This is a genomic window from Cupriavidus sp. C3SS-1, assembly GCF_057073755.1.
The window spans coordinates 461,486-487,226 of the sequence record NZ_CP172701.1; the positions used below are offsets into that span (position 1 = coordinate 461,486).

Consider the following 25,741-nt stretch of genomic DNA (forward strand, 5'->3'; position numbering starts at 1 on the left):
GAATAGTCAACTCATTTTCTCCAAATGTCAAGTCGGCAGCAGAGTCAATCTGCAAAATGCAGCCACATCGATACCGCATTCACCAAGTGGAGTAAGCCATGAAAGTCATCCCCCTCACCTGTGCGCTGGGTGCCGAAATCCAGGGCGTCAACCTTGCCGAGGCCGGCCGCAATGCGGATCTTGCTGGCCAGATCAAGGAACTACTGCTGAAGCACAAGGTACTGTTCTCGCGCGATCAGGTGATGACCGATGCCGAGCACGCAGCGCTCGCGCGCATCTTTGGCGATCTCGAAGACCACCCCCTCGTCCCGAGCACCAGCGGCGAGCCCGGCATCATCCAGATCTGGAAAACTCCGGACAGCCCGCCCGAGCGCTATGAAAACTCCTGGCACCACGATGCGACCTGGCGCGAAGTGCCGCCCGCGGGCGCGGTGCTGCGCTGCCTGGAATGCCCGCCGGTGGGTGGCGACACCATGTGGGCCAACATGGAACTGGCCTACGAACGCCTGCCCGATCACATCAAGGAGACCGTCGAAGGCCTGCGCGGCCGCCACAGCATGGAATCGGTATTCATGGCGGCCAAACCGATCGAAGAGCGCCTGGCGATGAAGGCCCGCTTCCCGGACCCGGAGCACCCAATCGTTCGCACCCACCCCGAGACGGGCAGGAAGAGCCTGATGACCGGCGCCTTCATGACCCACCTTACGAATTACCACACCGCCCGCAATGTGCGTTTCGGCCAGGATTGGCAGCCGGGCGCCTCGGCCCTGCTGAGCTACCTGATTAGCCAGAGCTTCATCCCCGAATACCAGATGCGCTGGCATTGGAGTCCCAATGCCATCGCCATCTGGGACAACCGCTGCACCCAGCACTACGCGGTAATGGACTACCCGCCCTGCCACCGCAAGATGAACCGCGCCACCATCAAGGGCGATCGTCCCTTCTGAGTGAGACCGAACATGGACCGTGCTTTGAATCTCGAACTCACACACAGCTACGCCCAGGTCGGCGAGGTGCGCCTGCACTATGTGAGCGGCGGCCACGGACCCACCATGGTGTTCCTGCATGGGTGGCCGCAGACCTGGTACATGTGGCGCGACGTGCTGCCCGGCATGATGCAACACTACCGCGTAGTGGCAATTGACCTGCGAGGCCTCGGCGATTCGTCGCGGCCCAACGGCGGCTATGACACCAAGACGGTTGCCCAGGACGTCTGGCGTCTGATGCACGACGTGCTGGGCGAGGACAGCTTTTACGTCGTCGCCCACGATTGGGGCGGCCCGGTCGCCTTTGCGCTGGCCGCCCAGCACCGGGACGCGGTCCGTGCGATGGCCATCTTCGATGCTCCGGTGCCCGGTGATGGCTCCGCGCTGAATGGTATCCCGCGCTGGCATTACGGCTTTCACGGCGAGCCTGACCTGCCCGAAGCGCTGGTGGCCGGACGCGAGGAAGTTTACCTGCGGCATATGTTCCGCAAGGGCGGCGCCAGGCCGGATGCTATCTCGGAGGAGGCCCAGCGTGAGTATGTGCGCGCCTACGCGCAGCCCGGTGCAATGCGTGCGGGCTTCAACTATTACCGGGCCATGTCGCAAGATGCCCGGGACAACCAGGCGTTTGTGCGTCAGGCCGGCAAGCTGCAAATGCCCATTCTGGTCTATGGCGGCGGCGCGCCCAATGTCGGCCGCGGGCTCTTTGCCATGGATTCCTGGCTACGCATGGCGAGTGACGTGCGCGGCGGCGTGGCACCCGACTGCGGCCACTGGATTCCCGAGGAACGCCCGGCCTGGGTGGTTGAGCGCCTGCTCGAGTTCTTCAGCGAAATTCATCAATCGGACGCCAAGCCAGCGTCCTGCGTATCCCCCACCACCATTTCCCCCAACCCGCAAGGAACCGCCATGTTTTACGAGAACATTGATACCGCACTGATTGACGTCGAAGCCCTGCCCTGGGTTCCCTTCACCCCCTATAGCGAGAAGTTCTTTCTCAAGCTCATTAAGGTCGATCCGATCCGCGGCGAGTGGATCGCACTCCTGAAGGTGCCTCCACACTCCGAACTGCCCCTGCACCATCACTCCGGCACGGTCATGGTTTCTACCCTGAAGGGAAGTTGGAAATACGTCGAGCATGACTGGGTGGCGACGCAAGGTAGCTTTGTGTTCGAAACCGCCGGCTCGCGCCACACGCCCGTCTCGGTTGGCGAGGAAGACGTCGTGACGTTGAACATCGTCCAGGGCGACTGGAACCTGCTGTCCCCGGACGGGGCGGTGCTGGCCATCGAAAACTGGCGCAGCATGATGGATCGTTACCTCGCGTTCTGCAAGAAGGAAGGCATCGAGCCGATCGACGTGTCGAGCTTCAGCGCCTGACATCGCGCCGGTAACCCCTGCAACCGTGCACCGGCCGCACGGCCAGCCTAGCTTCGCCGTCCCCTGACCTGCAGCTGGCCAAGGTGCATGGTCGTCGGGGCCACAACAAAAAGCTCACGATGGCCTCATCATCGGTGTCGCCCACTGCCGCCCTGCCCCTGTTTCAACTTCGTCGCCGCTGCCCCCAGGCGCGGTCTTGCCATCACCACGCCCGTCTGTCTCCCGGAGACAATTATGCTTTGGAAAAACCACCCTCGCGCCGTGATGGCGTGCCTGCTGGCGCTCCATATGCTCGCGCATATCGACCGCAACATGTTGCTGGGGTTCTCGCCCCAGATCACTCGCGATCTGGCACTGAGCAACGCGCAATACGGGCTCCTGGCCGGCGCAGTCTGGGTGCTCAGCTATGGCGTCATGGCTCTCGTCATGGGTTCTTTCGCCGACCGCTACAGTCGCACGCGGGTGATGGCCTCCGGCATCCTGATCTGGAGCGTCTGCACCGCCGCGTCCGGCGCGGCGAACAGCTTCGAGGCGATGGTGGCCGCTCGCTTTCTTGTGGCCAGTGGCGAAGCCGCCCTAGTGCCAGCAGCCGTCTCGCTGATCGCTGAGCTTTTTTCTGAGCGTCGCCGCGGGTCCGCCATGGGCGTGTTCTTCACGGGCATCCCGCTGGGCATCGGGTTCAGTTTCGTGCTGGCGGGGACGATCGGCGCGACGCAAGGCTGGCGCGACACTTATTTTAGCCTTGGCGTGGTAGGCGCCATAGTGGCTCTGCTCGTCTTGCTGCTCAAGGATGAGCGCGGCGCGCGCATGATGCATGGCGCGCATGACACCGAGGAACGTGGCGCCCCATTGCTTCAACAATTCAGTGCGGCATGGGCAGTAATGCGGAGTACCCCCGCACTCACCCTGACGATGGCCGGCTTCGTCCTAATTCACTTCGTCATCGCCGGCTTGTCGTTCGTGCAGTTGTGGCTGGTCCGTGAGCGCGGCGTCGACCCCGCTGGCATCGCGCGCGAGTTGGGTATGTTGCAGATCGTATTCGGGACGCTAGGCGCATTAAGCGGCGGGATCCTGAGCGACCGCGTGGCACCCCACGTCCCCGGCGGACGGGCAGGCTTCATGGCCTTGCTGGTGTTGCTGTGCGTTCCGCTGCAAGTGGCATTCCGCTTCGCGGCGCCCGGCTCGGCCCTGTTCTACGTGGGCATGTGTGTTGGCATCTTCCTGCCCATGGCCCTGTACGGTCCGTCCCTCTCGCTGATTCAGGGGCTCACGCCGGCGACCATGCGTTCAACCGTCACCGGCGCCACGATGCTGCTGCTGAATATCGTCGCCATAGCCATCGGAAGTGCGGCCATCGGAGCCGTCAGTGACACCCTGACCAGAGCCGGGTACCCGCAACCCCTTACCGTGGCGTTGCTGGGCAGCGATCTGCTGGCCTTGCTTGCTCTGTTCGCTTTCTTGTGGACAGCAAAGAGAATGCGCCGAACAGAGCTAATGGCCGGCGTCATTGATGCAGCCTCTACCTGATCTAGCCGGCAGGTACTTGACATCCATATCTGGAGAAAATCCCATGCTGGGACAAATGATGCAGCAAAGTCTGCTGGTGTCTTCCTTGCTGCGCCACGCCGAGCGCCACCACGGCGACCAACTCGTGGTCTCGCGCCGCGTCGAGGGCGACATCCACCGCTACGCTTACCGTGACCTTGCTCAGCGGGCCCGCCAACTCGCCAAGGCCATGGCAGCGCTGGGCGTGAAACCCGGGCAACGCGTTGGCACGCTCGCCTGGAATGGCTACCGCCACTTGGAGCTGTACTACGCGGTCAGCGGTTCCGGCGCCGTGCTCCACACACTGAACCCGCGCCTGCATGCGGACCAGCTTGTCTGGATCGCCCAGCACGCCCAGGACCAGGTACTGTGTTTCGACCTCACCTTCCTGCCCCTGGTCGAATCCGTCGCCGCCCGGCTGCCGAGCGTCAAGCACTTCGTGCTAATGAGCGACCGCGCCCACATGCCGAACGACTCCACGATCCCCGGACTGCTGTGTTACGAGAAACTCGTCGCCGCCCAGGACGACCGTTTCGACTGGCCCGACTTCGACGAGAACACCGCATCCGGCCTGTGCTACACCAGCGGCACCACCGGCAACCCCAAGGGGGTGCTCTACAGCCATCGCTCCACGGTGCTGCACAGCTATGCCTCGGCGCTGCCCGATGCGCTCAGTCTCTCGGCCCGCGACACCATCCTGCCTGTTGTGCCGATGTTTCACGTCAACGCCTGGGGACTGCCCTACTCGGCTTGCATGGTGGGGGCAAAACTCGTGCTGCCGGGGCCGGGACTGGACGGCCAGAGCCTGTACGAACTGTTCGAGTCCGAAGACGTGACGCTCTCGGCCGGCGTGCCTACGGTCTGGCAAGGGCTACTGGGTTATGTGCAGAAGCACGGTCTGCGCTTCAGCACCATGAGCCGCACCGTCGTCGGCGGCGCAGCCTGCCCGCCCGCTATGCTCGCGACCTTCGAGGACACTTACGGTGTGCAGGTGGTTCACGCCTGGGGCATGACCGAACTCAGCCCGCTTGGGACTGTCGGCATTCTCAAAGGGGAGCAGCTAGCGTGGCCCAGGGAACAGCGCCGCGCCGTGCAATCCAAGCAGGGACGTGCGCTCTTTGGCGTAGACATGAAGATCGTCGATGCCGAAGGCGAGGAGCTTCCCTGGGATGGCAAGACCTCGGGAGACCTGCTGGTACGTGGACCGTGGGTAGTGACGTCGTACTTTAACGCGACCAACGACGGCCCGTTGGTGGCGGATGCAGCCGGCAACGGCTGGTTCCCCACCGGGGATGTAGCAACCCTCGATGCCGACGGCTTCATGACCATCACCGACCGCTCCAAGGACGTCATCAAGTCCGGAGGCGAATGGATCGGGTCGATTGACCTCGAGAATATTGCCATGGCCCATCCGGCCGTGGCCATGGCCGCCTGCATTGCCGTCCGGCACCCCAAGTGGGACGAGCGCCCGCTGCTCATTGTCGTCACGAAGCCGGATGCCGAGTTGACCTCAGGCGAATTGCTGAGCTTTTACGAGGGAAAGATAGCCAAATGGTGGACGCCGGACGATGTTGTCTTCGTCGATAGTATCCCGTTAGGTGCCACCGGCAAGATGCTCAAGCACGAGTTGCGCGACAAGTTTGCGAACCACCTATTGCCGATGAGTTGACAGACATGGGCGGCACAGTCTGCTTGGGCCGCCTTTTCACGGCAGCAGCAGTAAAGATGTCCCCTTCAAGGGGTGCGACGAAAAAGTATTCGAGTATTCCAACATTTTAGGTACCGGAGAGAGACATGACGCGTGAAGTCGTGGTGGTGAGTGGTGTACGTACGGCAATCGGGACGTTTGGCGGCAGCCTGAAGGACATGGCACCGGTCGATATGGGTGCGCTCGTGGTGCGTGAAGCGCTTTCGCGCGCCAAAGTGTCCGGCGATGACGTTGGCCACGTCGTGTTCGGCAATGTGATTCAGACCGAGCCGCGCGACATGTACCTGGGCCGTGTGGCGGCCGTCAACGGCGGCGTAACGACCAATGCGCCCGCGCTGACCGTGAACCGCCTGTGCGGCTCGGGCCTGCAGGCGATTGTCAGCGCCGCGCAGACCATCCTGCTCGGCGATGCCGACATCGCCATCGGTGGCGGTGCCGAAAGCATGAGCCGCGCGCCGTACCTGGCGCCTGCCGCCCGCTGGGGCTCGCGCATGGGCGATGCCACCATGGTCGACATGATGCTGGGCGCGCTGCACGACCCGTTCCATCGCATCCACATGGGTGTCACGGCGGAAAACGTGGCCAAGGATTACGACATCAGCCGCAGCCAGCAGGACGAGGCCGCGCTGGAGTCGCACCGCCGCGCCTCGGCCGCCATCAAGGCCGGCTATTTCAAGGACCAGATCGTTCCGGTGACGCTCAAGAGCCGCAAGGGCGAAGTGAGCTTCGACACGGACGAGCACGTGCGCCATGACGCCACCATCGACGACATGACCAAGCTCAAGCCGGTCTTCGTCAAGGAAAATGGCACGGTGACCGCGGGCAACGCCTCGGGCCTGAACGATGCCGCCGCCGCGGTGGTGCTGATGGAGCGTGCCGAGGCCGAGCGCCGCGGCCTGAAGCCGCTGGCCCGCCTGGTGTCCTACGGCCACGCCGGCGTGGATCCGAAGACCATGGGCATCGGCCCCGTGCCGGCCACGAAGATCGCGCTGGAGCGCGCCGGCCTGTCGGTGTCCGACCTGGACGTGATCGAAGCCAACGAAGCGTTTGCCGCGCAAGCCTGCGCGGTAACCAAGGCGCTGGGCCTGGACCCGGCCAAGGTCAATCCGAACGGCTCCGGCATTTCGCTCGGCCACCCGATCGGCGCCACCGGCGCACTGATCACGGTCAAGGCACTGTACGAGCTGCAGCGCGTGCAAGGCCGCTATGCGCTGGTGACGATGTGCATCGGCGGCGGCCAGGGAATAGCGGTGATTTTCGAACGCGCTTGATCGAGACACTAAAATTCCATCGAGGGACGGTGTGCAATGTTCGCGCTTTAGCAACCATCAACGAGACAACAAAATGAGTATCAGGACCGTAGGCATCATCGGTGCCGGCACCATGGGCAATGGCATCGCGCAGGCATGCGCGGTGGCCGGGCTCGAGGTCATCATGCTGGACATCAGTGATGCCGCTTTGCAAAAGGCCATCGGCACTGTGGCGGCCAGCCTTGATCGGCTGATACAGAAAGGCGAAATCACAGAACTGCGCAAGGCCGCAGCAGTGTCTCGCATAAAAATCACGACCAATGACGAGGACCTGAGGTCCGCACAGATCGTAATAGAGGCCGCCACGGAGAATCTCGAGCTCAAGGTCAAAATACTGAAGCAGATCGACAGCCTGGTCGGCGATGACGTGATCATCGCCTCCAACACCTCGTCGATATCGATCACAAAACTCGCCGCAGTGGTCAATCGCTCGGAGCGCTTTATCGGCATGCATTTCTTCAACCCAGTGCCGATGATGGCGCTGGTCGAGATCATCCGTGGCCTGCAAACGAGTGACGCAGCCTACGGCCTGGTGGAAGAACTGGCCAGGCAACTGGGCAAGTTCCCCATCACCGTGAAGAACAGCCCGGGCTTCGTCGTCAACCGCATTCTGTGCCCGATGATCAACGAAGCCTTTTGCGTGCTGGGCGAAGGCTTGGTCACGGCAGAGGAGATCGACGAAGGCATGAAACTTGGTTGCAACCACCCGATCGGACCGCTGGCGCTAGCCGACATGGTTGGCCTGGACACAATGCTCGCGGTGATGGAAGTGCTGTTCACTGAGTTCGCCGATTCAAAGTACCGGCCGGCGATGCTTCTGCGGGAAATGGTGGCGGCGGGCCATTTGGGGCGGAAGACTGGACGGGGCGTGTATGTCTACAGCAAATGACAGAAGTGCCTGTTAAGGCTGGGCGCCATGTTGATATGCCCACTGGTCAAGCGCCTTGCCGGTGAAACGCCAATCCGTAGGCTGTCCTGACTGCCTTGGGATAATTCCGGCCTCTGCGTGGCAATAGGGGGACGCGGGCGCGGTGCGGTTGCAGAAAGGGCAGTGCCCATGAATAAAGAGGAACCGTATGAAAACCAGAATTACCGAGTTGCTTGGCATCTGCTACCCCATTATTCAGGGCGGTATGCAATGGGTTGGGCGCGCGGAACTTGCCTCAGCCGTGTCGAATGCTGGCGGTCTGGGTGTGTTGACGAGCCTTACCCAGCCGACGCCGGAAGCGCTAGCAGCCGAAATCCGGCGCTGCCGGGAGATGACGGACAAGCCCTTCGGCGTGAATTTGACTATTCTGCCGTCAGCTAACCCACCGCCTTATGAAGCATACCTAGACGCGGCAATCGATAGCGGGGTGAAGATTCTGGAGACTGCGGGAAACAACCCCAAGGCATTTGTTGAGAAGGCCAAGGCGGCGGGTGTAAAGATTATTCACAAGTGCACCTCGGTTAGGCACGCGCTGTCGGCTGAGCGTAACGGCGTCGATGCGATATCGATCGACGGGTTCGAGTGTGCCGGGCATCCCGGCGAGGACGACGTCGGCGGGCTCGTCTTGTTCGCAACAGCTGCGGAACAGGTCAAGATTCCGCTGATCGCGTCCGGCGGCATTGCCAATGGGCGCGGCCTCGCAGCGGCTTTGATGCTGGGCGCGGACGGCGTCAACATGGGAACGCGATTCTGTGCGACAAAGGAAGCGCCCATCCATCCGAACATTAAAGATGCGCTGCTGGCAGCCCGGGAGCGCGATACACAATTAATCTTCCGGACGCTGCGCAATACCGGGCGTGTGCTCAAGAACGCTATCGCGGATGAGGTCGTCAGGCTCGAACGTCGCCAGGGTGGTTGCGAATTCAAGGATATTCAACCGCTGGTGGCGGGAGCGCGCGGACGCGCCGCATTGGAAAGCGGAACTGTCGACCACGGGCTCGTCTGGGCCAGTCAGGTCGTAGGATTGATCCACGACATCCCGACATGTGCCGAATTGATCGAGCGATTGGTATCCGAATGTCGGGCCGCACTGGCGAGCGGATGCAGCGTCTTTGATTGATAACTTGGCGCACACTTCTCTTCATATGCTCCGTTGGCCGCCGCTTGGCACTTAGCAACGCACAATACGGCGTGGCCGAACTCTGGCCCGCCGTGCTTACCGCAAGAGGCTGACGGTGGCGACGACGTCCCGGTTTAGCACCTCGCCTCGAACTGCCGAGGCACATTTCGCATGAGAAATCCATGAGCGTGATGCGATCGCGAGCAGTAAGGTATGCAGCGGGAATGGAAACCGATCCTCGTTTCATCGTACCAGCCTCCAGAGCGATGGCAACGATCAAGCTCCATCTGCCCAAGGGCAGGATCGTGATGCATGATGTCAGCCAGGCTTGCTTGCACGAACTTATCGAGGCGCTGCGATGATAACGGAGAGTTGGCGCAAGAGCCCGGAGGTGGTGTCTGATGTTCGGCCAACTCAACCGCCATCTCAATCGCCGCCACGCCCTCGGCCATGATTCTCGTCATGGTCACCACCGTGGTCGTCCCGTTGAGCTTGGCCGCACTCCTGACCATGCCCCCAGCGCCGGCCCTCTCCTCGGTTACCGTTGTTCCCGCCACCGCTTTTCCCTCGATTCCCCGAGACCCAGCCTCGCTGTTCGCCTTGGCTCTCTCCCCCATTCCAATCTCGGGGATTACCCGGATCCTGGCAGTCTCGGTCCCATGGGGCGTCGGGATCTGACGGCGTCAGTTTCTGATCAGGAACTGGTTCGCGCGCCTCCTTTGGTTCGCCCTTGTTTCCGGGCCGCGGCAAGTGGACTGTGATGCTCGCCCCGTCGCCCGGCGCGCTGGCGAGACCGAACGTCCCGCCGAGCAGGTAGGCGCGTTCGCGCATCCCGACAAGGCCAAACGAGGTGGGCTTGCGCGGACTGGCGGTATCGAAGCCCTTTCCGTTGTCAGAGATCGAAAGTGAGATGCCGTCCTCGGCGGCGGCAATGCGGATATCGACCCGCGAGGCTTGCGCATGGCGTGCGATATTGACCAGCGCTTCCTGGACGATGCGGAATACGGCAGTGGCGTACGGGTCCGCCAGCTCTAGCCCGGGCGGATCGAAGCGCAGCCTGCAATCAATACCATGACGCTGCGCCAAGCTGCTCACCATCCATTCGGTCGCGGCGGCGAAGCCAAGGTCGTCGAGCATCAGGGGCCGCAACTCGGCGGCGATGCGCCGTGTTGCCGCGATCGCAGTGTCGGCTTGCGTGAGCATCGCATCAAGACGTCGGCGCTGCGCCGCATCGCTATCGGCGAGCTGCTCCGAGAGCCAGCCGAGATCGATGCGCAGCGTGGCAAGCCCCTGTGCCAGTTCGTCGTGCAATTCGCGGGCCACACGCCGCTTTTCGTTCTCTAGTGCCGTGGCGCTTATCGCCCCAATTTCCCGCAACTCAGCCTTCGACCTTTCCAACGCCTGTTCAGTGCGTTTGCGTTCCTCGATCTCGCGGTGCAGCTCCTCGTTCGTGGCACTGAGGTCGGCTGTGCGCGCCAGTACGCGCCGCTCGAGTTGTGCGTTGGCCTCATTGAGTTCGGCGGACTTCTCCAGCACTTGCCGGCGCTCGACACGCTCGCCGGCAAGTGCGCGCACGACCTTCCCGTACAGCTTGCCGTGCTCGAATAGCAGAATCGCGAGGACGAGGCTCGATGCGAGCAGCCCATAGGTCCTACCCGCGTAGAAGCCGACGTCGAACCGGCCTTGGTTGAAGACGGCGGACAATCCGATGTCGAAGATCCAGATAAACATCACGACAACAAGGCAGAGGTCCAGCACCGAATGGGGACGCTTGCGCCACAGCATGGCGAGCGCAGCCAGATTGAGTACCCATACGGCCGTGACCACGAATCCCATGCGGTGTGTGTACTGATGAGCGTCCATGATGGCCGGCAGCAGGTCGTCGGCCATCATGGACAGCATGGTGAAGCCAGCGATGGCTGTCAGCACGGCCGCGATGCAAAACAGGATCGGCACAATGGAACTGTGGGCCCCGATCGCGGACGGTGCGTCGCCCCGTATGCGCAATGCTGAATAGAGAATGATGGCCAGCGGAAAACCGCCGTGCCAGAACATATAGAGCCACGCCGTGGTCTGAGAGCCGCCGCCAAGCAATCCTCCCGGCGAGAACAGGCCCGGAAAGCTCATCATGTGCGCATAGGCAATGAGGCCAGTGAACAGGTAACCACCGGCAAGCACCAGTAGGGCACGCGAGCGCAGAATGTAGAATTGCCCAAACAGCAATCCCGCGGTAACCACGTCATTTACGGCAAGCGCGGTCTGGTAGATGGGAATGAACGCCCACACCGGCGGAAGCTTCACGGTGGCGAACGGCGCCACAGCAACGAAGAGGAGCGCCGATACCAGCAGTGTCCAGAGGGCGAGGCGGCGCTCGGTGCACTCGGGGGCCACCGTCGACATGAAGAGTTGGGAGGTCTCGCAAGCGCTGGCGACTTCAACGCATCTGTCGTTCAAATTCTGCCTCGCTCTGTCTCAAGTTTCGCTGCCCTCGTGGTCGATGCCGTGCCGGATTGCGTAACGGATCAGAGCTGCCTCGTGTGGAAGCTCCAGCTTATCCATCAACCGTGCCTTGTAGGTACTAACGGTCTTGACGCTCACGCAAAGCTCGTCCGCTATCTGTGAGAGCGATTGTCCGGCGGCGAGCCGGCCAAGGACCTCGAACTCCCGGTTGGACAGTCGCTGGTGCGGGGCGTCATGTTCACCGCGCAGGGCCATGGCGAACCGCTCGGCCATGGCGGGACTTAAATAGATGCTCCCGGCGGCCACTTTCTCCAAGGCGGTCATCAGTTCCGTACCTGCACTCTCCTTCGTCAGATAGCCGGATGCCCCCGCCTTAAACGCGCGTTCCGCATATGGCTGCTCGGCGTGCATGGTTAGCACGAGGACACGCAGGTGCGGGTGTCCAGCGCGGATCTGCGTGATGAGGTCGAAGCCGGTGTGGCCTGGCATCGAGAGATCCAGGACAAGCACGTCGGCGGCGATGCTGCGGCACAAGGCTAACGTGCCCGGTCCGTCGCCGGCCTCCCCTACCACGTCGAACCGGCCGGCCGAGTCCAGAACACTACCCAGGCCGGCGCGAACGACCGCATGGTCGTCGGCCAGCAACACTCTGATCATGTTTTCCTCCCCCCACCCCTCCAAGCCCTGTATGTGCTCTGCAGTTCCGCTAGCATGGTAGGCTGCAGGTGGCCCAGGCCGCAACCGATTCGCGGCGCAGAATCGGCATCCAGGTTCCCGCAGCGTTGACCCGTGCGCATGTTGTCCTCCGTTTCCTACAGGCTGGCAGCACGGACCTACTGGAATCTCAGCCACGGCCGATACCCCCGGAAGGCGTGATCCCCCAAACTGTCTCCCGACACATGAAAGGAAACAGCCGTGATGTTGACGCCACATGAAATCGCCAAGCTGTACGTGCCTCACCGAGCGCGGATATCACTCATTCGGACTTCCGCGCGCTCGTCGCGCAGAGATTAATCCGGCTCGTGCCAAGCAAGAGAAATGGCTTTCGGGCTCAACTAACGTCGCGCGGTCAGCGGATCCTCTCTTCCTTGCGCAACTGCTCGATATAGGCCTAGCTCTTGCGGAGGATGTCGCGGCCCGGTCCCCTTGGTATGCCGAAATAAGTAGAAGCCGCGATCGCAAGGGATATAGGGCCGCTGCTGAAGCTGTGAAAGCCGACGGCGCTACCCGTCCCGGTAAAACTCCGCCGAATGCCCGCATTGACCGTCCGCTTGAGCCATGACGGCATCTTGCCTTGCTCGTCCCAAGTCAGCCTTTCCGCGTTGCGGTAGAGATCAGTGGCGGTGGCGCTAGTACGTGGCGGCGGTTGCGGGGGGCGGCGGATCGAAGCGCCCCGCCGCTTCCAGTCCCTCCATGGTCAGCTCGTAGTCAGCCATCTCCGCCTAGAGCGTGTTATGCACTTTGCAGAACGGAAACTGCATGAACAAGCATGAGCATGGCGAAGACGACGAAATGCAGGCCGGTTAGGGTTTCTGGCAAACGCTCATAGTCCCGTGCGAGCCGGCGAAAGCGAGCCGAAGCTGCGTTCCACAACCCATCGTCGGGGCAGCAGGACGAAGCCTTTCTTCGCTTCGGGCAGTCGAATTACCTGCAACTCCATGCCCACAATGCGCGCCGCCTCTGCCGGCTCATCACCTGTGTAGCCCTGGTCTGCAAAGGCAACCTTCACAGTTTGGCCACTTTCGCGCTGCACCTGTTGCGCCAGCTCCTGGACTTGAGCCCGCTCTTGTTCATTGGCTGGCGTTATATGTACAGCGAGCAAGTAGCCAAGCGTGTCGACGGCCATATGGACTTCGCTTCCCACTTGCGCTTGTATCCAAGCGTACCCAGCCCTTGGTCCACTTTCGCATGTCGACTGCAACGTCCGACCGTCGAATCACCGCGCTGGGCTGGCCACGACGACCCTGTGCAAAACGCAGTATCGAACGCAAGTCGCTCACCATGGCTTCAAAGCACCCAGCGCGCAACCACCGCTGCGTTTGCTGATAGACCACCTCCCACGGCGGGAAGTTCGTCGGCAACAGTCTCCAGGCTGCTCCCGCACGGGCTATCCAGCGCAACGCATTGAACAGTTCGCGCAACTCATGCTTGCGCTGTGGAGCGTCCTCGTCCATCAGCGTCAAATACGGGGCTACAAAGCTCCATTCCTCGTCCGACACGTCCGACGGGTACGGTCTGCGTTTCGTCATCTCCATCAGCCGTGACGAAAAGTGCATAACACGCTCTAGATCCAGCGGATCATCGCCGCCCACTCACTTCTCGCTGCTGTCGCTTCTGTCACTGCTCCCGCTGACACCTTCCAGTCGCTGACGGACTTGCGCTGCGCCTGCTGCTGGCGAGCGATCGGCCGGTACCGCGACCTGGCTTTGAGCGTGGTGCGCGCCTGGGGCTGTGCCATCGCCGTGTCCCTTGCCTCGCTGCTTGCCGCCGCAATTTCGCCTTGCAAACCTTTGGCCGTGCGCTCTCCCTTCTTGCGCGCCGTGGGCTCGGCGCCCAGTTCGCGCAACCTGCGCCGGTCATTGGCTTCCGCGCGCCCTGGACACTGCCAGCCGAGCGTGTCCTGCTAACTGGGATCAAGGTTTTCGGGACCGGCTTTGCCCAAGGCTATTCAGAGTCACTGTCCGCGGGTAAGTCTTGCTCATGTATGGACTTCATGCACGCCATGAGCGGTCAGTCTGGCGGGACGCATCTCAGCCTCCCAGTGCGATAATGGCCGTGGTGAGAGCCACACCCAGTGCCGTCATGCCCATACCGGTGGCCCAACCACCGACGCCAGCGTAGCGGCCGAGCGCCCATCCGGCGACGAACAGCATGGCGAGAGTCAGAAGGCGTGAAATGATCAGTGCCACGTGGACATCGTTCAGCAACACGAACGGTAGCGCCACCGGAAACGTGCTCAGAACGACAATGAAGAATATGCGCATGGCTGCAAGCAAGTCGATCAGACTTAAGCGGGGATGCGGCGGTAGCCTGGGGGTGGCAACGAGCCGTGCCGATATGGCTTCAAGTTCCGCATCGGCAATAAGCTGTCTCATCCCAAGTGGCAGCTCAACACGAATGAGCGCGATTGCTGCCGACAGGTCGCCAGCAGTCCGGATGGCTAGCGCCAGAGAGAGCCTCTGACCGCGAGCAGCCAGCGTGCGGACCAAGAACATGACCGCATCGACCAGCCCCCAGGCCAGATTGCAACCAATCGCGGCATGGAGCATCGTACGGCTCGCGTTCGGACCGCCCGTTCCGCTCGCTACCGCGCCGACAAATGTGAGCGCCATGAATAGGCCGAAGCACAATTCGGAGGCGCGGTCTACGACGTTTAGAACCGGCTGCTGTGTCTCCGTATCCTTCGGCGGTTCGGATACAGGTGCGGCGATAGACGTCCTGGTTAAGTCTGGCATTACTAACTCCCCAAAGCTGCGTTGATATCGACCAGACGCTCTGGTAGCAAGAGCTCCAATCTCCCGCCCCCCTTTCAGGGCTCATGGAGCCTGCATCGATTCGGCGAGACGAACGAGATTCTGCGGCTCAATCCGGATAATCCCGCCCCGAGGGCTGTCAATGTCCGCAATCAGCATGAAAGACACGGCGACAACCAATGGCACCACGAACAACAGCCTCCGCTCAGCATTCGCTCCCCTTACCGAGTATCCGACGATCAGCGTGCTGCAAATCGACACGAGCAGCATGAGTAGCCATGCCGCGCTTGGGATCCTGTTCCACCAGGCGGCCTGCGTGTAACCCTCGGAGTTCAGGACATCGTTCATCCCCGCCGTCACCAGGGCCATGATCACGTTGGGCTGCGCGCTAGCGCTCTCCTGAATGACATTCCAGAGCTGTGTTTGCAATACCGAAGTCTCTGCGGTGACATTGCGCAATTCATTTTCGTCACGGAGCGTATAGAAACGCAATCGCTGGTCGACATATTGGCGAAGCAGACCGCGAACTTTGTCTGCATCTGCGCCGGGCAGGAACCCAGCCCGAAGGTATTCCGTGCCGATGGCATTCGCCTCGGCTTCTTCATAGTTCTTGCGCAAGTCGTAACGGCTCACCGCCATAGAGAAGCTGAAGCCGATCAGGAGGGCCAGTAATGTCAGGACAGCTCCTTCGATCACGCCATCAGTTGTTCCCGTGCTGTCACCAGCAGTGCGTTTCCGAAACAGGAAGCGAGTCCCGAGCCATCCGGCAAACCATAGCGTGCTGAACGTTATCAGCATGACCAATAGTGGAAAGTCCTTGATGACCAGTTTCACGAACTGCTCCATTCATTGCCATCGCGGTCAGTGCAATTGAGCGAATTGCCTGAAGACTCGGTTGGACAGGGCCCGCGACAGCGCGTAGGGAAGGCAGATCAGCACTGGACCAACAACAGCCGCCGCGCCAGGGTGGACCTCACGGTAGATAAGCAATTGCGCAATCGCATCCAGCGTAATACCCATCGCCAGCAAATCGCGTACCGCAGCTAGTCCGCTGCGCATGAGTGCCTTGCGATTTGCGGCGTCAGTGATGAGCGCATAGATATAGGGCAGGCGCCCGGTACGCGCGTCATTCCAGCCCGCCCGCGCCCCAAGAATTGCGGCAATCAGCGGCTGCAAGACAAAGCGCATGCGCCCAGGCCCCGTGAATCTCTGCGGCAGCTCGTCGATGAACTGGTGTGCGAACAGGTAGATCCGCCCTTTCTCAATGGTATCGCGCACCGCTGACGGGAGCGAGGCCAGCAGAATCAATATGGCGATCACAGTCAGAACGGTGCTGATGTCGCTGCGCTTGAATTTCATGGTCCCTTGCTTCCTTTGTCCTCCTTCTTATCAAGGAAAGTCGGTTTTTGCCTTTCCACATTGATCCTTGTCAAGTAGTCCCTCGCGCTCCTTCTCGCCCTGAAGTGTAGAAGGGCGATTTGATTGAATCTGGTAGCGCAGGCCTGCTGGTTAAACAGGGCAATTCTGCGCGAATATCAGTTATCCAAGGACAAGATCAAGCACATTTGGGAAGCACGCCCCTTCAGTCTCAGCCATAATCGTGAGTAGGATCAACGGGACCAAAGGCAACTGTCATGCCAGCACTTGGGCGTACCTTTACCTGGTGGTTTTGGCTCGCTCCCTGGGCTCTGACGGTCGCCCACGCGCAGGAGTTGGAACCTCGCGCTTATTCCGCCTTGCCTGTTGGCGCCAACTTTCTCGCAGCCAACTATTCGTTGCTGACTGGCGATGTGCTGACCGACCCGTCCCTGCCTATCTCGGATGTGCGAGCCAGAATATCCATCTATGGGGCCGGCTACGTGCACGCGTTTGACCTCTTTGGGCGAACGGCATCGATTGGCGTTTTCATGCCGTTTGCGAACGCCGATGTCAGTGGAAATGTGTTCGACGCACCGAACTCGGTCCATCGAGCGGGAATTGGCGACGCCCGCATGCGACTGGCCGTGAATTTCTTGGGCGGCTCCGCGCTGAAGCCGGCCGATTTCCTGAAAAGGACACCCGCTACCACGCTCGGTGGAAGCGTGACAGTCATTGCACCAACCGGGAAATTCAATGCGAACCGCCTAATCAACATCGGTGCCAATCGTTGGGCCGTCAAGCCGGAGATCGGGTTGTCGCAGCCCTTGCGCAACTGGTTTGCAGAGGTTTCCGCGGGCGCGTGGCTCTTCAGCGACAACCCAGATTTCCTCGGCAGCAACCGCCGTTCACAATCGCCCCTCTGGGTATTCCAGTTGCACGGCGGCTATCAGTTTCGGCCCGCGTTCTGGATTGCGAGCGATGTTGGCTTCTACACCGGCGGCAACACCTCGGTGAATGGCATCACCAACGCCGACCGACAGCAGAACGCACGTTATGGCATCACGCTGTCGGTGCCAATGGCGGCGGGCTGGTCGGCCAAGCTTGGCGCGTCAAAGGGATTCATGACCCGCGCGGGGGGCCACTACAAGGCGCTCACGCTGACGCTCCAATACCAGTGGTTAGATCCATGAGGCAGAGACGCCCCGCCGTCGGCCGCGGGACTGACTAAATCTCCTCGATCTTCGCCTCGATGCGCCCCTCCCGGATCGCGGCGACGAAGGCCCGGAAGTCGCTCCGGTTCTGCGAGCAGTATTCGGTCGCGAACTCGCAGATAGCATCATCAAAGGTCTGCCCGGAACCCAGGTACCCCGCGATCATCGCCGCGTCGCCCGATCGCGCGTGCGCGCGGGCCAGCGCGTGCGCGCACATCCGGCCGTATTGCCTGAGCATGCCGGCATCCCAGTCCTCGACCACGGCGGACATCTTCATATCGCGCAACTGGCGGATATAGAAGTCGCGCCCGTTCTTGCCGCGGGTCCAGCCCAGGAACACATCGCTGGCCGACTGCATCAGCCGCTGGCCGACGATCACGCGCTGCCCATGGTTGGGATACACGCTCTTTCCGGCATATGGCTCCAGCACCGAGGCCCGCGCCTCCTTCACCTGCAGGAACAACGGATCGTTGTCGGCCGCCATGAACAGCCCCACGCCGCACATCGTGCCGACGCTACCGACGCCGACCACCTTGACCGCCAGATCGAAGAAGTGGAAGCGGTCGAACAACACCCGCGTATGTTCTGCCAGGCTCTCGCGGTATGACCGAATAGCTTCATCGTAGCCCGACGTCAGCCCGGGGGCGAGTTCCTCGGACGGATGGAAGATCAGCGGCGGCTCATCCTTAATCCTCGGTCGCTCGCCCTCCTCCGAGACGAGTTTGGGATACAAGTGGTCGGGCACGGACTTGTGCCGTTCCGCCTCGATGCGCTCGGCCAGTCGTTTGCGCGCCGCCGCGACAATGTCGGGGTCGCCCGATCGGTCTTCATACTTCTGCAGGTCGATGCGGTCGTACCAGACGTCGAGCGCACGCATCCAGCCGTAGTTGTGCATTCGTTCGCGGTACTCCCGCACGGCGTCGGTCACCACGCGGGCCGCATCGCTCTTCGGCAGCGCGAGATGGTCAGCCGCGATCGCAATGCTGGCCCCCAGCCGCTTTAGGTCCCACTCGAACGGCGCCGGCAACGTCTCGTCGAGGTCGTTGATGTCGAAGATCACGTTGCGCTCCGGCGTGGCGAAGCCGCCGAAGTTCATCAGGTGCGCGTCCCCGCAGGCCTGCACCCGGATGCCGCTCGTGGGCGTGCTGGCCAGATCCGCCGCCATGATCGCCGCCGCGCCTCGGTAGAAGGCGAAGGGCGAGGCCGACATGCGGCCGAACCGGATGGGCACTAGCTGCAACATCCGGCCAGCATTCGACTCTTCCAGAAGCGTCACCGGATCACGGCGGTCGGGCGCCGGCGTCCATCCGGCTTGCGAGGCGCGTGGCACCGCGTCGCGCAGCATCCTTCCCTTGGCGGCGCGTTCGTCGGCGGTCAGGTAGGGCTCCGGTGGGCTCTCGCTGGAATCCACGCTGTGAATGCGTTTTTCTGCCTTGTTCATGGCTGGTCCTTTATTGAATGAATCCTGGCATTGCCCTGCTATGCGGCAGCCGGCACATCGCCGCCGGTGGCTGCACATGCGTTGTCATGGAAAGCATCGACCGCGTCAGCCACCGTCAGGTGGCGCTCGAGACGACCCAACTGCTCCTCCATCCCTTCGGCGCGCAGCATGTCGCGCGCGGCGGCATGTGCACCGACAACGCGCAGCACGGCGCCGGCCGCCTGCAGTTCCTCATGCAGGGCCGAGAGCATGCGTGCACCCGCCAGGTCGACCACGGGACTGAGGGAGAGATCGCAGATCACCAACCGCACCGCGCCGGTGCCAGCCCGAACCCGCGCCCGGATGGCCGCGCGAATATGCTCCGCGTTGAAATAGAGCAGCGACGCCTCGGGCCGGAAGATCATCACACCCGCAACGGGCTGGTTGTCCGGGTGGCGCGCCATGTCGGAGAAGATGCGCGTGCCGGGAATACGGCCAAGGATGGCCACGTGCGGATGGGCGGCGCGACGGATCAGCAGTAGCATCGACACGAGGACCGCCACGATTACCCCCTTCAGGATCCCTAGCAGCAGCACGGCAGCGAACGCGACCATCGACACCGTGAACTCGAACCGGCTCACGCGCCAGACGTGGCGCAGTTCGCTCAGGTTGATCAGCCCCTTGACTGCCACCAGCACGATCGCGGCCAGCACCACATTGGGCAGATTGGCTAGCAGACCGGTCAGGAACAGCAGGCACAGGCCGATCGTCACCGAGGCGAATACCAGCGCGAGCGGCGAGCGGGCGCCGGCCTTGTCGTTGACTGACGACTGCGAGAGGCCACCCGCCACCGGATAGGCCTGGAACAGGCCGGCGGCCAGGTTAGCCATCCCGAGGCCCAGCAGCTCCTGGCGCGGGTCAACCTCGTCGCCGTGCGACTGTGCCAGCGCGCGGGCCGCCGACACGCTCTCCACGTAGGACAGCAGTAGGCAGGCGAACGCCAGCGGAATCACTCCGTCCACATCGCTTGGCCGCAGCCCCGGGAGATGGAACGCCGGCAGCCCTTGTGGCAGTGCACCAACCACCTTGAAGCCGAGCGCGCCCAGCGGCGTCACCGACAGCACGACGATGGAAACAACCACCACGAGCAGCGCTACGGGACGCCCCGGCAGGAACTTCTCGCCCAGCAGCAATACGGCCAGGGCGGCCAGCCCGAAGCCGAGCACGGCCAGGTTGGTGTCGGGAATCTGACCGGCGAGAACAGAAATCCGCTCGAAGAACGACTCGCCGCCGCCCTTGACCCCGAACAGCTTGGGAAGCTGGGTCAGTGCGATGGTCAGCGCCGCGCCGGCCTTGAAGCCAAGCAGGATCGTCTCGCTGATGAAGTTCACCAGCGAACTCAGCCGCAGCAGCCACGCCACCACGCACATGGCCGCGATCAGCAACGCCGTCAGCGCCGCGATGGATGCCCAACGCGCGGGATCGCCCCCCGCCATGCCCGCCACAGTGACGCCCACCAGCATCGAGATCGCCGAGGTCGGTCCGATCGCAAGCTGGCGCGAAGAGCCAAAGAGCGCGTAGGCGAGGCCGCCGACCAGGTAGCAATAGATCCCGTACTGCGGTGGCAAGCCGGCAAGGGACGCGTAGGCGAGGGAGACGGGAATCCCGTAGGCGGCCAGGGTCACTCCGGCAATGACGTCGTGCCGCAACCACTGCGCCTGGTAGGCGGGCAGCCAGCGGGCCGGGGGAAACACGGCGTGCCAGCCGCGGGGGCCCGCAATCCCGTTGTCGACGGCCCTGCCGTCCCCATCGCAGTCGTCGCGCCCGCCATCCGCCGGTTCCCCGGCCCCAAAAGCGTTCCTGCCCATGGCGCCTCTCCTTATACGATGCCCCTGGGTCCGGCACGACTAACATCGAGCCGAGCCGCTTCCCGATCGCGCCCGTATCCCTTCTTACCGAAGGGCCTACAAGAAGAAAATAGCGGCACCATGGGAACACGGATTGATCCATGTCATGACGTGCACACCACCGCTCACCATCGGGAGCGCCGGCGCGTCAGCCTCACGACGGCCAGTTGAACGAACGGCTGACAGGGCCTCGCTTGGGCACTGTCACCGAGATCTTCTTTTCCACGCCGTCGGCGGTCACAACGACGCGGTATGCACCAGGCGGCATCCTCACATACAGAAGGGGGCCGTCCGATACGGCAAAGAAGACTTCCTGCCCCTTGGCGCCGAGGATGCTGGTGTTCACGCCGGCCAGGGACTCGCCCTCGCGTCCCGAAAAGGTCAGCCTGAGGTTGTATTCAGAGGCGGTGCGCCGCATCGCTGCCACCTCGTCCACGCCCACGCCGCCCGTCTGGAAGGCGATTTCGCCAGCATGGCGGACCGGCGGGGCGCCGTCCGTGAGGGAGGCCGCAGTAGTGCCGGCAGCCGGCGCAACCCGGGCCGGTACGGCCGCGCGCGACTGGCAGTCCATCCCTATACCCATATGGTGGCCTTCAGGCAGCGTCACGCCTCGGTCCTTCGGGCTTGCATCAGATCATGCATCTGCGTGGCGATCTGCTGCTCCGCGGGTGTACGGCTGGCGCGCATCCGCCCGCAAAAGTCGGCGCGTTCGTCCGGTGTCAGCATCTCCATGCCGGCATAGCGCCCATGCTGCCGTCCGCCCGGCCCCATGGGCATCGCGGACGCGCCGCTGGCGCCCGCAGCCGGACCCATGCCCATGCTCGGGCCTGCCGGGCCGGGCCGGCCCGGGGCCTTGGGCGAGGGCGGCAGGGAGCGCGGAACCGAACACGAGACCGAACATGGCAGATCTGATAAGGGAAGCCATGGGTCACCTCCTTGAGGTGTCAAATTTCTAATCTATTGCGGCGATGCCGCGCTTGTATTCAAGGGCAGCAGTTGAGTGAGGACCTGATTTGCGTCAACAAAAGCGAAAGACCTTATATGCCGCTATAGCACCTCAATTGGCATACACCGCAGGCATTTGGCACCAGTCGGTCAGCTGCGTCTGGATCGAGCTGATAGCATCCGCCTGCTCAGTGCCCGCTGTCCATTGCCGCCGTTGGGAGCATCGGAGCCGGGCCGACGCCGACGCCCTCCCACTTCCCTTTGGAGCAACCGTACCCCCCAGCCTTGCTCCGCCGTCGCGTTGAACTGGCCTTGCAAGCAAGGTTGCCAGCACCGCGCGCGCGAACCCTCGCCTGCTTCGTCTTGCAGGAGCGCCGTGGCCAGGGCTTCGAGCTTGGCGCCGCTCTCCGCCTTGCACCAAGGTCACATCGCGCACCTCGCTGTGTGCCGCGGCCAAATCCGCGCGCGAAGGTTACCTGCTAGCTGGCGCTCCAACTTCGTCGAGAATTTCGTATGTACTGCTTCTCCCTCGTTGTCTACCAGAGGGCTCGGTGCGTTCGGAGCGCGGCGGAGAATTCCCGATCGGTGTTCGGCCCACTTCTTGCCGCTTCTTTTGAGGATGCGGTTCCTTTTGCTGGCCGCACACTTGACTCCTTAGGGTCAATTAGACGGAGGGGAGGTCAATGGCACCGCGAGGTCAGATAGCCGAACGGATGGGGCCTGATTTCTGCGCATGCTCGCCTCCTCGCCGTCCCGTCTACGTGCAGGGCAGCACACTGCCAGCAGTGATTCCGGCAGGATATAAAAAGGTGCGGAGCTGGCCGACTGACAGAGCGGCACCGCTGCCTTACCTTTGAGGCAAGACGGAGTCCCTCGGGGCGACTGATGACTTGCCAGCCTAGATGCGGTAGAAGGATTGTTTAGAAAAGTCCATGTGCCTTTCTTGGGGCCCCTGAGCCAAAGCTGGGCTTGGTCCGACCACCGAAGTTGATTACGTCAATACTATATATTCTACGTGAAGAAAAATGCGTAGTAAGGGAGGATTGAATGCTAGGCGAATCGCAGATTCGCCTGCCGCGCGTTCATGTCATCCATCCTTGAGCAACCACGTGGTGGGGGCCGTTCCAAGAGCGTGAAACTACGGCTCCCAGCCGTATTTCCGCATAGCGATCTCCCGCAGGTGCTGAAAGTGGATGCAGTCGCGCCGCCGGCCCTCGGCATTGGCTGCAGTGGCACGACGCAGGAGAAACTCAACGCTCGCGTGGACAATCGGGGCATGGGGATCGCCTTCATATTCCTCTAGTATCTTGGTGAGGTAGAGCATCGCCAGCGCGTGCGGCGTGAGTTCGCCTCCGGCCTGAACGCTGAGGTACATTAACCGGTGGTGGATCTTGTCTGAGATTCGAAGACCATAGTACTTCCAGAGGAGGTCCGCTGCTTTCGCGCTGCGGCGGGAGATGACATACGCGCGAAAGTAGTCAGCCAGCCTCCCCATGTCGTCCCCGCCTCGGATGGTGGGCGAAATTATCTGGTAGCGCGCCAGCGACAGGGAGAGGCGCCGTGTGGAAATCTGTGGGCTGCCGAACAGGCTTTGACCTGAGCAGGTACCGCGAGGCATTGATGACCGTAAGCAGACCTGGCTCAATGGCTTGCAAGATCGCCTGCCGCACAGAGTGCGGGCGGCGTCGAGGCCTTGCTGCGAGTGGCTCTCCAACTGGCTCCCGCCAGACACGCACCCAGAAACTCGTTCCAGTTGCGCGGGTAGTCCTTGCCAGCTTCCGGCGCCGCTGGGAGGGCCCGTGTTCATCGGCGGGTTATAAAGCGTTGTCGATATCACGAGACCGCGCCAAACCGGGGGCTGACTAAGCGGCAATGCGGTGGCCCTCCCCTTGAGAAATGGAGAGATACCATCGTCAACGTAAGACCGAAGCCTGTTATTAAGCACCGCGGTCCGGATTTGCAGTAGGTTGTGCGCGTGCCGAGGTCGCCAAGCCATCTGTTGCCGTTTTACGAACCGCTTGCTTACAACTTGGGTGACGGCTGAATCGACAAAACCTGATGCTATGGGCTCCCCATGCCGATAGCGGTCACCGTCGTTCCTGCCACGGGGCTACTTGGCGCCATGCAATGCTTTCGTGCGACACCAAACAAATTTGCGCTGCCATATTGGCTAGTTTCGGATTAGTCTGCAGATCGTAATATAGCTTGTCACGTGACGGACAATGATTCGCCTTCACTTTCAGTCGACGGCTGATACCGACGCGGCGCCCCTGCGCAGGACCCTAGCTCCACCAACTCCCGGAGACGCCCATGCCACGCAAGAACATCCACGTCGTGCCTACCCATAATGGCTGGGCTGTTGAATCGGAAGATGGCTCTAGCAGCCAACACCGATTCACCTCCTTGGATCATGCGATTGCCGCCGGTACAGAGAAGGCTAAACGCGCAAAGGTGGACTTGCTGATTCACGGCCGTGACCGCCAACTTCTAGAGCGGAGCTCTTTCAGTAACGAACCGCGCGATGTTCAGACGTAGCTAAGCATTTCCAGGTCCAATATTTCCTCTGGCATTTCAGCCCGTTAGTTTGCATGATTTTGTTCCTGGTCTTTGCAGAATCTTGTTCCCGACCCCACGGAGGAAGCCTGCTGGCACGCTTGGAGAACGCGCGCGCGGGAAGCACGGTTGACGAACACGAAGGTTTGCCGCGCTCGCGATGACTTGCCGCCACCCTTGACCCCGAACAGCTTGGGAAGCAGCATCAGTACAATGGTCAGCGCCGCGCCGGCCTTGAAGCCGAGCAGGATCGTCTCGCTGATGAAGTTCACCAGCGAACTCAGCCGCAGCAGCCACGCCACCACGCACATGGCCGCGATCAGCAACGCCGTCAGCGCCGTGATGGACGCCCAGCGTGCCGGAAACGCTATTGCCGTACTCGATGTTGGCGCCCACCACACCGTAAAGCGTCACGCTCGATTGTGCTTGTGCCGCATCTGCAAACGCGCTCAGAGCTGCCGGGCGCGAAAAGCGACGTTTTATGCCTAAGGATCTCCACTATTGATTGTTCTGTGGTCAGCGGGGAAACCTCCCTGGCCTCCATTCCCCATCGCCAATTTTCCTGAGAAGCTGTAGCAACTCAGGGTTTTTGTGTAATGAGCCTTTCCGGGGAACCCGGCCATGCGTGAGACTGGCCACTCTTGCCAGCGGCAATCACCCGCGGTTGCGCGAGTTCATCGGCTGCGGTCATGTGGCGCCCCTCTCCCCTGACCGTTCGTTGCCCATGTCGCAAGGAACCCACACCGACCGCCTACACAAGCGCCCCCTTTTCTCTTTCGGCAACAAGTAGCCCTGGTACCAGTTGCGCAGCTTGTTTTTCAGTACCTTGCCCCTGGCCCCGAGTGGCAGGGCGTCGATGAACACGACGGCATCCGGCATCCACCACTTTGCGATCTTCCCTTCCAGAAAGGCCAGCAATTCCTCTGCCGTCACTTCGACACCTGGCTTCTTCACGGCGAGCAGTGGCGGACGCTCGTCCCACTTCGGATGCTTCGCCGCGATGCACGACGCGCTGGCTACCGCCGGATGGGCGCTGGCGATGTTCTCGATCTCGATCGAGCTGATCCACTCCCCTCCGGACTAATGACGTCCTTGCTGCGATCCGTGATCTGCATGTAGCCATCCGCGTCGATGGTGGCCACGTCGCCCGTGGGGAACCAGCCGTGTCCTTCGGCATCGGCCTGCAGGGATCTGGTGCAGCGCCACTTCCAAGCTGACGCACCGAACCGTCTGTGGGTCGCCGATGCGACCTACATACCGACAGCAGCAGGCTTCTTCCATCTCGCTGTGGTGTTGGATGTGTTCAGCCGCCGGATTGTATTGGGCACCCTTGATCCGAGTGGTGAATGCGGCGTCATGCTAACACTACGGATTGACGCAAATTCGTCTCCGGATCGGGCTGTGTACTCGGAAGTCAGGCTGGTACGCTCCAGCCA

21 protein-coding genes and 6 pseudogenes are annotated in these 25,741 nt (G+C 62.0%); 11 read left to right on the forward strand and 16 right to left on the reverse strand.

All coding sequences use genetic code 11. The features are described from left to right. The first annotated feature begins 98 nt into the window (after nt 1-98). The 8 genes from ACIGJC_RS30770 (at nt 99) to ACIGJC_RS30805 (ending at nt 9,339) form a co-directional block, all read left to right on the forward strand. Nucleotides 99-947 carry a TauD/TfdA dioxygenase family protein gene (locus ACIGJC_RS30770; protein ID WP_483714711.1) on the forward strand — a complete coding sequence of 283 codons (849 nt, stop codon included), beginning with the start codon at nt 99-101 and terminating at the stop codon, nt 945-947. Nucleotides 948-959: 12 nt separating this feature from the next. After that, nucleotides 960-2,366: an alpha/beta fold hydrolase gene (locus ACIGJC_RS30775; RefSeq protein WP_483714712.1), complete on the forward strand. Its 1,407-nt coding sequence runs from the start codon at nt 960-962 to the stop codon at nt 2,364-2,366. A 234-nt stretch (nt 2,367-2,600) separates the two neighbouring features. Further along, nucleotides 2,601-3,893, forward strand: coding sequence for an MFS transporter (locus ACIGJC_RS30780; RefSeq protein WP_483714713.1), 1,293 nt, complete (start codon nt 2,601-2,603; stop codon nt 3,891-3,893). Nucleotides 3,894-3,936: 43 nt separating this feature from the next. After that, nucleotides 3,937-5,580, forward strand: coding sequence for a 3-(methylthio)propionyl-CoA ligase (locus ACIGJC_RS30785; protein WP_483714714.1), 1,644 nt, complete (start codon nt 3,937-3,939; stop codon nt 5,578-5,580). A 125-nt stretch (nt 5,581-5,705) separates the two neighbouring features. Next, complete coding sequence (gene bktB / locus ACIGJC_RS30790) at nt 5,706-6,890, forward strand: beta-ketothiolase BktB (RefSeq protein WP_483714716.1); 1,185 nt, start codon at nt 5,706-5,708, stop codon at nt 6,888-6,890. 31 nt (nt 6,891-6,921) lie between these two features. Continuing rightward, nucleotides 6,922-7,818 (forward strand): 3-hydroxybutyryl-CoA dehydrogenase, encoded by an 897-nt coding sequence (locus ACIGJC_RS30795; RefSeq protein ID WP_483714717.1) that lies wholly within the window; start codon nt 6,922-6,924, stop codon nt 7,816-7,818. A gap of 187 nt (nt 7,819-8,005) precedes the next feature. Beyond that, a complete protein-coding gene (locus tag ACIGJC_RS30800; RefSeq protein WP_483714719.1) occupies nt 8,006-8,977 on the forward strand; it encodes an NAD(P)H-dependent flavin oxidoreductase in 972 nt (323 codons plus the stop codon). Between the two features lie 224 nt (nt 8,978-9,201). Then, entirely contained in the window at nt 9,202-9,339 is a 138-nt protein-coding gene (locus ACIGJC_RS30805; protein WP_483714721.1) for a hypothetical protein, read from the forward strand. 64 nt (nt 9,340-9,403) lie between these two features. On the opposite strand, the gene ACIGJC_RS30810 is transcribed toward ACIGJC_RS30805, so the two are convergent. The 7 genes and pseudogenes from ACIGJC_RS30810 to ACIGJC_RS30840 form a co-directional block, all read right to left on the reverse strand. After that, nucleotides 9,404-11,377 (reverse strand): MASE4 domain-containing protein, encoded by a 1,974-nt coding sequence (locus ACIGJC_RS30810; protein WP_483714722.1) that lies wholly within the window; start codon nt 11,375-11,377, stop codon nt 9,404-9,406. A 72-nt stretch (nt 11,378-11,449) separates the two neighbouring features. After that, a complete protein-coding gene (locus ACIGJC_RS30815; protein ID WP_483714723.1) occupies nt 11,450-12,094 on the reverse strand; it encodes a response regulator in 645 nt (214 codons plus the stop codon). 795 nt (nt 12,095-12,889) lie between these two features. Further along, a pseudogene (locus ACIGJC_RS30820) lies at nt 12,890-13,686 on the reverse strand (IS5 family transposase). A gap of 35 nt (nt 13,687-13,721) precedes the next feature. Beyond that, the gene (locus ACIGJC_RS30825; RefSeq protein ID WP_483714724.1) at nt 13,722-14,003 is read right to left on the reverse strand and encodes a hypothetical protein; all 282 of its coding nucleotides are present in this window, start codon (nt 14,001-14,003) and stop codon (nt 13,722-13,724) included. Nucleotides 14,004-14,187: 184 nt separating this feature from the next. Next, the gene (locus ACIGJC_RS30830) at nt 14,188-14,892 is read right to left on the reverse strand and encodes a hypothetical protein (RefSeq protein WP_483714726.1); all 705 of its coding nucleotides are present in this window, start codon (nt 14,890-14,892) and stop codon (nt 14,188-14,190) included. Between the two features lie 81 nt (nt 14,893-14,973). Next, entirely contained in the window at nt 14,974-15,756 is a 783-nt protein-coding gene (locus ACIGJC_RS30835; RefSeq protein WP_483714727.1) for a bestrophin-like domain, read from the reverse strand. A gap of 15 nt (nt 15,757-15,771) precedes the next feature. Continuing rightward, on the reverse strand, nt 15,772-16,269 hold the full coding sequence (locus ACIGJC_RS30840; RefSeq protein ID WP_483714729.1) for a hypothetical protein: 498 nt from the start codon (nt 16,267-16,269) through the stop codon (nt 15,772-15,774). 275 nt (nt 16,270-16,544) lie between these two features. On the opposite strand from ACIGJC_RS30840, the gene ACIGJC_RS30845 reads away from it, so the two are divergent. Beyond that, complete coding sequence (locus ACIGJC_RS30845) at nt 16,545-17,459, forward strand: transporter (protein ID WP_483714730.1); 915 nt, start codon at nt 16,545-16,547, stop codon at nt 17,457-17,459. A 34-nt stretch (nt 17,460-17,493) separates the two neighbouring features. Here the strand turns inward: ACIGJC_RS30845 and ACIGJC_RS30850 are convergent, their stop codons facing one another. The 6 genes and pseudogenes from ACIGJC_RS30850 to ACIGJC_RS30875 form a co-directional block, all read right to left on the reverse strand. After that, nucleotides 17,494-18,921: a DUF2252 domain-containing protein gene (locus ACIGJC_RS30850; protein WP_483714731.1), complete on the reverse strand. Its 1,428-nt coding sequence runs from the start codon at nt 18,919-18,921 to the stop codon at nt 17,494-17,496. Nucleotides 18,922-18,959: 38 nt separating this feature from the next. Next, nucleotides 18,960-20,768 (reverse strand): SulP family inorganic anion transporter, encoded by a 1,809-nt coding sequence (locus tag ACIGJC_RS30855; protein ID WP_483714732.1) that lies wholly within the window; start codon nt 20,766-20,768, stop codon nt 18,960-18,962. 193 nt (nt 20,769-20,961) lie between these two features. Continuing rightward, nucleotides 20,962-21,414 (reverse strand): carboxypeptidase regulatory-like domain-containing protein, encoded by a 453-nt coding sequence (locus ACIGJC_RS30860; protein ID WP_483714733.1) that lies wholly within the window; start codon nt 21,412-21,414, stop codon nt 20,962-20,964. Next, the gene (locus ACIGJC_RS30865) at nt 21,411-21,620 is read right to left on the reverse strand and encodes a hypothetical protein (RefSeq protein WP_483714734.1); all 210 of its coding nucleotides are present in this window, start codon (nt 21,618-21,620) and stop codon (nt 21,411-21,413) included. Before ACIGJC_RS30865 ends, ACIGJC_RS30860 begins: the two co-directional genes overlap by 4 nt. Before the next feature lie 1,270 nt (nt 21,621-22,890). Further along, complete coding sequence (locus tag ACIGJC_RS30870; protein ID WP_483714735.1) at nt 22,891-23,370, reverse strand: hypothetical protein; 480 nt, start codon at nt 23,368-23,370, stop codon at nt 22,891-22,893. A gap of 244 nt (nt 23,371-23,614) precedes the next feature. Then, nucleotides 23,615-23,850: pseudogene (locus tag ACIGJC_RS30875) on the reverse strand (ISKra4-like element ISBte1 family transposase); the annotation flags it as partial. A gap of 212 nt (nt 23,851-24,062) precedes the next feature. Here ACIGJC_RS30875 and ACIGJC_RS30880 point away from each other — a divergent pair. Further along, on the forward strand, nt 24,063-24,287 hold the full coding sequence (locus ACIGJC_RS30880) for a DUF2188 domain-containing protein (RefSeq protein WP_483714736.1): 225 nt from the start codon (nt 24,063-24,065) through the stop codon (nt 24,285-24,287). Nucleotides 24,288-24,469: 182 nt separating this feature from the next. Here ACIGJC_RS30880 and ACIGJC_RS30885 read toward each other — a convergent pair. The 3 pseudogenes from ACIGJC_RS30885 to ACIGJC_RS30895 all read right to left on the reverse strand — a co-directional run. Then, a pseudogene (locus tag ACIGJC_RS30885) lies at nt 24,470-24,667 on the reverse strand (SulP family inorganic anion transporter); the annotation flags it as partial. A gap of 6 nt (nt 24,668-24,673) precedes the next feature. Beyond that, a pseudogene (locus tag ACIGJC_RS30890) lies at nt 24,674-24,788 on the reverse strand (porin); the annotation flags it as partial. A 204-nt stretch (nt 24,789-24,992) separates the two neighbouring features. Beyond that, nucleotides 24,993-25,492 (reverse strand): annotated as a pseudogene (locus tag ACIGJC_RS30895) (AMP-binding enzyme); the annotation flags it as partial. Between ACIGJC_RS30895 and ACIGJC_RS30900 the strand changes: the two are divergent. Further along, nucleotides 25,491-25,625 (forward strand): annotated as a pseudogene (locus ACIGJC_RS30900) (DDE-type integrase/transposase/recombinase); the annotation flags it as partial. The pseudogenes ACIGJC_RS30895 and ACIGJC_RS30900 overlap by 2 nt on opposite strands. Between the last annotated feature and the right edge of the window lie 116 nt (nt 25,626-25,741).